A 6,657-nucleotide genomic window follows, 5' to 3' on the forward strand; every position below is an offset into this window, starting at 1 on the left:
TAGGCGCCGTCAAGGTTTGCTTCTCGGCTGGGTGCAGGACTGCGCGAACCGTTGTCGCCCGCGCCGAATCCGCGTGTTTAACTTTGCTGTACCGCTCGTCGCCGCGATTAGCTATACACGGGACGATTCAATGTACAAGAGTAAGAGCTCGCGGACGGTTAGTTGCCTTCTCTCGCGGAAGCGAGCGCGCAAACCCACCGGCCCTGAACCGCCCGTGATTCCGTAGTAACCGCACGGCAGTTCGCGAAGTTTAGCGACCGTCGCTGAGACGCAACCTCCGATCGAATTCGTAGATCGTGTATGGCCGCTAGCAGGAAAATCCAATACTCCTTGACGACCCCAAGCGGACGGCCGGGCCGATGCGAGGCCTATGTCCGTTTCCGATGTGAATGCGACGTCCGAATGCCCGCGTGAGAGCACGGGCCAATGGACGAAAAGGGCAACGGCCGACATTTTTCAGCACGTCAATCAGAGGTGGCCTCGCTCACATTCGGACAGTTTTCTGAAATTTCCAAGGGGAACCCACCAGGCTCGAATGGGCCCGCTTCCGCGTTTGGGGGGTCATGCTGCCGATTCAATCGCAGGCATCGTCGGGAAGTATGCCTCACCCGGCGTCTGATCCTATTCGCCGATGGAGCGCTTGGCATGGCTGACCGACTCGTACGCTTTCAAATAAAACTCCTCATACTTGATACTGCGCAGACCCGCTCGACGAATACGTTCTCGCGCCAGCATCCCTTGACGTCCATCGACAGCCGGATGCCACGGTTCAGTACGGCATCGGTGAAGACGTCCGCCGTGAGTGGCTGCCCTTATCAGGGTTCACGATGCCGGGCAGCCCGTAATGGGTGAACGCTTCGTCCAGCGCATCAACGGCATGCGCCGCTTCCAGCGTGATAGATACCTGGCGCGCGAGTACCTTGCGGCTCGCCCAGTCCACCACCGCCGTCAGGTACACGAAGCCGCGCGCCATCGGAATGTAGGTCGTGTCGTGCGCCCAGGCCTGATTGGCTCGGTCGATCTTGAGATCGCGCAGCAAGTACGGCCAGGTCTTTTGCTTTGCATTGAGTCGGCTCTGTTCGGCTTGCAATACAGCGCGTCCGCGGCCATACGCTTCATGAGCGTGCGCACGCGGCGGCGGCCAACGTCTTGACTCTCCCGGCACAGCAAGCGCGCCAGCATCCGTGCCCCGGCAAACGGAAACTCCAGATGCAGTTCGTCGATCCGGCGAATCAACAGCTGCTCGGTTTCTCCTACCGATCAATCCCGGTGGAGGATAGCGACTTGGCGGCCTTCGATGTGATCGCCAAGGCCCTACCATGACAGACGTTTGCTGATCAAGATATCGGATCGCCGACGTTACGTCTTTGGTAAGAAATTAAACGGCTCCTTGCAGTTGGCTATATTTTCGCTATCCTGAAGAGACTGTTTAGATATCTTGGTGTCATCCTTCTGTATTTTAATGAGAAAGGGTGCAAACACTGGATTTTCGTCGGCTTCGGAACGACGGTGTGGATGTTGTCCCATTGCTTTTTTAGGGAGACATCATGGCTGCCTGCTTCCCGCGTGACGTGCCAAGTGTTGCCCGCCCTCTTGCAGACATCAATCCCGGGTAACGCCCGCGCCACGTCTCACCTATTGCTTCGTCGCAAAATGTTGCAGCGTTGAAGGGCCTTTGTGCGCCGCGACTCTAGGACGCACCGATCGTAGGTTCGCCATCCTCGGGCCGCGCTCGGCGGCGAATGACCCGTTGAGAAATAACTCTATGCGAGGAGTCCCCCATGAGCATTCTTACCGGCGTCACAATCAAGTTCGACACCCACGATGACGATAAAAACGACGACACGTGGCTGAGCGTTTTTGTTAAGAATCGGCTCAACAACTCGCTCAGCCCCGAAACAAACTCCGACTTCGGCTCGAACAGGATTGCGCTTGCGCGGTACCAAGATCCCAACGATTTGGGCGACGGTCGCCAGAATCCCTTTCTCGCGTTCGGCATCGGTCTTGGCGAAGGAGTGACGTTCGACGATCCCTCCACGCACGAGTTCGCGCTGACGTTGTGCTCGAACACGATCACAGCTGACGAGATCGTCATGCCCGCCGTCGATATCCATATCCTTACCTACGACGAAGACCGCTGGATCTTCGACTACACCGTCACCCTGATGTTCGACGACCATATGTCCTTCAGCTTCTCTTCCAATGTCGACGGGGTGCGCGGCATCATTCTGGACCAGAATAACAACAACTACTCAGGGATCGGCGTCGAAAATCCCTTGGCAACAGCTTTGCCGGTGTTTCCCAAAGCAGTCACCGATTCTGTACTCAAGAAGGTGACACTCGAATTTTCCACACACAACGACAACAAGGACTGGGATACCCGCCTGAACGTGCACATCGTCAACCGTATCAGCGAGCAAGTCGCCCAAGATCTTGCAATCGGCCTCGACCTGTTTCACGACCAAGAATTTCCGGACAGCGGGTCCAATGAGGTCCTGTACAAACAGTTTAGCTGGTCCTCCGACGAAGGGTCATTGCCGTCAAATAGCATCCAGCTCGCCGACATCGTGCTCCCAGTCGTCAATATCATCATCGTCCCGAATGGCCACGATCGCTGGATCTTCGACTACCGTGTCACCTTCGAATTCGGCTCGCCGGGGGACTTCGCGGGAAAGCGACTGTTCTATTCCTCACAGACCGATGGGCTCATCCTCGATCAGGACAACAATAAGCACGCCGGTGTCTACCAGGGCCCGCCATTCCCGACTGTCGCACCTCCGACCGCGCCGCCGCTCACGGCACAGCCGGTCGATCACACTGGCGACAACAAAAAGATTATCTCGCTCACCTTCCTGGGCCAAAAACTCGAAGAGTTCATCAACAACCGCAATGGCGCGGACACAAGTCACAATCCGCCGTTGGTCAAAATCCAGCTCAACACGGGGAAAGAAGGCGAGACGTGGATTGAGAGTTACGCAGACCATCGCGCAATCGCCGCCGGCAATTCCAAGCCGTGGGTTCGTTACGTCAGCAGCCCGACCAATCTCGGTTTGATCAAGGTACCCGTGCTTGATCTCCAACTTGCACGGCTCGACAACATCAACAGCGAACGGCTAAAGATTACCGTTGACGCGCAGCAATCCGCGCCGTTGACCCTACGCATCGACTTCTTCCCTTTCGATCCGGCCGATAATAGCGGGTCGTTCGTAATCGGCTACCACGACCACGTAATGATCGACAGCTTTTGGATCACACTGCGGCTGACGCTCGATCTCGCGAAAACCATCACCCAATTCGGTGTCACACGAACGGTCGTCGACGTGATGTCCTGGGTCGCCGAGCTCGAAGCCATGCAAGTCACAGTCACTAACTCACCAGGCGGCGTTTACCAATTTCACTACACTGGGACCTTCCTGCACCAGCCGGTCGACCTAATCAGTCCCCTATCTAAGAACGACCTGTTTGTAGAGCAGGTCGTCCAAGTACAGCTGAATACCGTAGACAGCACGGACGCGATGCAGGCAATAATTAGGAAAAAAATACGGGACCAAATCTACGACACGCTGACGAAAGCGGACAAGTTCACCAAGATTACTCCGCGCGAGAGCTTGAACTCACAGGTGACGTCATGGCTGCTCGGTGGCATCGCCTACGGTGACGAATTCAACGAAAACCCGGACGAGAACAATACGGTGATCGAGGACATCTTGATCCAACCCGCCAACCCGGCGCAGGGCATCCTTGAAGACAGACTTGAAATCAGCTACCGTGGTCCCCGCAATGTCTTCGTTCCGAAGGAGCCGGTGGACTGGCCGAAGCCCGGACACCCCAATCCGGCTTACGATTTCTCGCCGGGCACGCTCGCGAACATCGACCACATCATCGTGCTGACGAAGGAAAACCGGTCGTTCGATCATTTGCTTGGATACTTGAGTTTGCCTGTGGCGCAGGGTGGGATGGGTCGCCAGGATGTGGACGGTCTTACAGGCGGTGAGGTTAACACATACAAAGGGAACTCTTTCCGGCCGTTCGAGCTGAACGATACGCGTTTCTCGCCTGGCCCACCGAACGACTACGAATCCACACAGCGCGCCGTTAATGGCGGCGCCATGGACGGCTTTGCCAAGAGCCAAGGGGATGCGTACGGCGCTGCAGTGGCGGGTCGGGTCATGGGCTATTACACGGGGGCGACTCTGCCGCACTACGACGCGCTCGCGCGCGACTTCACGATCGGCCACCGGTGGTTTGCGAGTCACCCCGGTCCGACGTTTCCAAATCGCTTCTATGAGTTGACCGGCAGACCCAATCTCGATACGCACGGGTTCTGGGAGTTGGAGAATTCCAGTCGCATGCTGCCAGTTTTCACGCCCACGATATTCGATTACCTTAAGGGCGCCGTGGATCCTAGGTCCGGCGCGGACATCACATGGCGCTACTTCGAACACGGGTACTGCACGCTGCGACTTTACGAGCGGTACACGTTTGATCACACGAACGTCGTCGACATAGACGACTTCTTCAACCGCGCGAAGACGGGCCAGTTACCGAACGTCTCTTTCATAGACCCGCATTTCGTCGACCTTCCGCCCGACAGTAATTGCGACGAGCCTCCAAGCGACATCGCTGACGGTCAGGAGCTGGTGCAGCGGATCGTCGAGGCAGTCATTGCGGGTCCTGCCTGGAACAGGACGCTCCTGCTCATCGTGTATGACGAGCACGGCGGCTTCTATGATCATGTGCGGCCGTCGACTGCCGCGAAGGTCTCTCCCGAACTGCCAATCACGACGCACGGAGTCCGCGTGCCTGCAATTGTCATTTCGCCGTGGGTCGCCGCGGGCGGGGTGTTCGGGCATGACGGCATTTCCGTGAGTGATGCCGGAAATGCAAGGTCGGCGGCGGCTACCGTGCGGCCACGCGCCAATCTACACTTCGACCATACTTCGATCCTGAAGACCATCGCGCGCCGGTTCCTCAACACAAATCCGCCGTATATGGGTGCGCGCTTCGCTGCGGCGCACGACCTATCGGAGGTGCTAGGGAACCAATTGCGGCAGCCCCAATTCCTACCATTCATCCGTTACCGGCTCCAGTTTGTCCCGTCACAGATGTTGCTCGCGGTAAGCCAAGGCAATCGCGCTCCGGGCACCGGGTTGCTGCAGCTACCTCGAGACGGAAAGGCCGCCGCACAGGATTTCTCCTTCGAGGACGTGGGTGACGGGTTTGTGTACATCCGAAGTCACGTGGGCAATCTTTACGTGACCGTGAAAGCCTCGGACGTGGTGACGGGTGGCGGAACAACGGCGCCGGCGAACCTGGGCGCAGCGTCCGGAAATACAACGACGTTAGCCGAACCGCAGGAGCCTCCGCCGGCCGGCTCGACTCCGCCAGCACCAGAGATTATTCAAGATCTCAAGTACCCGCCGACCGACGTGGTCGTTGTGGGCGCCAAGCGACCCGCTTTGCAGAAGTGGAAACTGACACGGGTGGGCGTGCCGGTCCTCGGTCTCGACTTATATCTAATCGCAAATCAGGCGTATCCGGGTCTGTACCTGCAGCCCGCTGAGTCCGGCCAGCCGGGTTCGCCGGTGACGCTCGGGGATGCAGGCGCCTCGAGCAGAGGTCATCATTTGCCGTCAAACGTGTGGAGTGTGACGAGCCCGCTCATTAGTGACGCTCCTGTCAACGCTCCATAGTTAAAAACCGCTCCTGCGAACTTTGCGACTTCTTCTAATGTACGCGTCAGCGCATCCCGTCTTGAACATATACCCGTGTTGTCCAAAGGTATTGCCATCGTGACTGCGGAGCATTTCGATGGTCGACCCAACCGAAGAGACTGCGGGACCGAGGACAGCGCGACGTTCTCGGCAAGGCGAGCGAAGCATTCTGGCGCGAGATGGTCATGGCGTGGAGACGAAGCGGACATGGCGCACGACGGTTTTGCCGTGAGCAAGGGCTTGGAGTCAGTAATAAGTCACGCATCACGACTGTGCTAGACCTTGGGTTAATAGAGCGTCGCGTGGCGCGGCACCGGGTCGCAATGGGGAGCGTCGGCCGACTCATAGAAAATGCCTCGCCGAAAGGAGCAACACCTAATACAAGCTTGGGAGCGCTCTGAAGGTGGGCGCTTCACCGGGGTCGTTATGGACAGGGGATTCAGGGATTGAGTAATTTGGCTCCCACGAAATATTTCGGATAGCAAAGCAGACGAAAATTGAGGACACGCAGTGCCGACGGTGCATATAAGCGATCGAATTTTCCGATGGACTTCAAGTGATACGTTATCGAATCCTGCGAGTGCGCCGCTGTTGCCTGTGCATCGTCTCCGGCATGGTGTAATTTCAATCGACATCAACGACGCCTGCCCCCTTATGCTACTTCAGCATGCACTTTCCACACGCAGCCGAGACGAGCGGCATTTGACCATAAGTCACTGCGAGAACGACTATGGACCACGATTTGCCAGTTTAAGTCTGTACCTGAATGTCCGGTACTTGGGCGGAGCCGACTTTCAAGTGTCTTCCTACCCGTGGGCCAACGTCCGCAGTTGGCCGATTTCCGAAATTCGCGGTCCCAGGACTTTCCATTCTCACGAAAGAAATACGTTCCCACTCGAGGGGTGCCAAAAATCCGCATTTATGCTCGCCCAAATTGGGAAAG

3 protein-coding genes and 1 pseudogene are annotated in these 6,657 nt (G+C 57.2%); 2 read left to right on the forward strand and 2 right to left on the reverse strand.

What is annotated here, in order from left to right; genetic code table 11:
• Positions 1-769 precede the first annotated feature (769 nt).
• Positions 770-1,090, reverse strand: coding sequence for a DDE-type integrase/transposase/recombinase (locus AWB81_RS45315; protein ID WP_144444323.1), 321 nt, complete (start codon positions 1,088-1,090; stop codon positions 770-772).
• A gap of 77 nt (positions 1,091-1,167) precedes the next feature.
• Positions 1,168-1,236: pseudogene (locus AWB81_RS49000) on the reverse strand (hypothetical protein); the annotation flags it as partial.
• Between the two features lie 545 nt (positions 1,237-1,781).
• Here AWB81_RS49000 and AWB81_RS39320 point away from each other — a divergent pair.
• The gene (locus AWB81_RS39320; RefSeq protein WP_062643649.1) at positions 1,782-5,693 is read left to right on the forward strand and encodes an alkaline phosphatase family protein; all 3,912 of its coding nucleotides are present in this window, start codon (positions 1,782-1,784) and stop codon (positions 5,691-5,693) included.
• A gap of 140 nt (positions 5,694-5,833) precedes the next feature.
• On the forward strand, positions 5,834-6,115 hold the full coding sequence (tnpA, locus tag AWB81_RS49225) for an IS66 family insertion sequence element accessory protein TnpA (protein ID WP_445344349.1): 282 nt from the start codon (positions 5,834-5,836) through the stop codon (positions 6,113-6,115).
• Positions 6,116-6,657: the final 542 nt, after the last annotated feature.

The sequence above is a fragment of the Caballeronia arationis genome, from assembly GCF_001544975.2.
Lineage (GTDB): Bacteria > Pseudomonadota > Gammaproteobacteria > Burkholderiales > Burkholderiaceae > Caballeronia > Caballeronia arationis.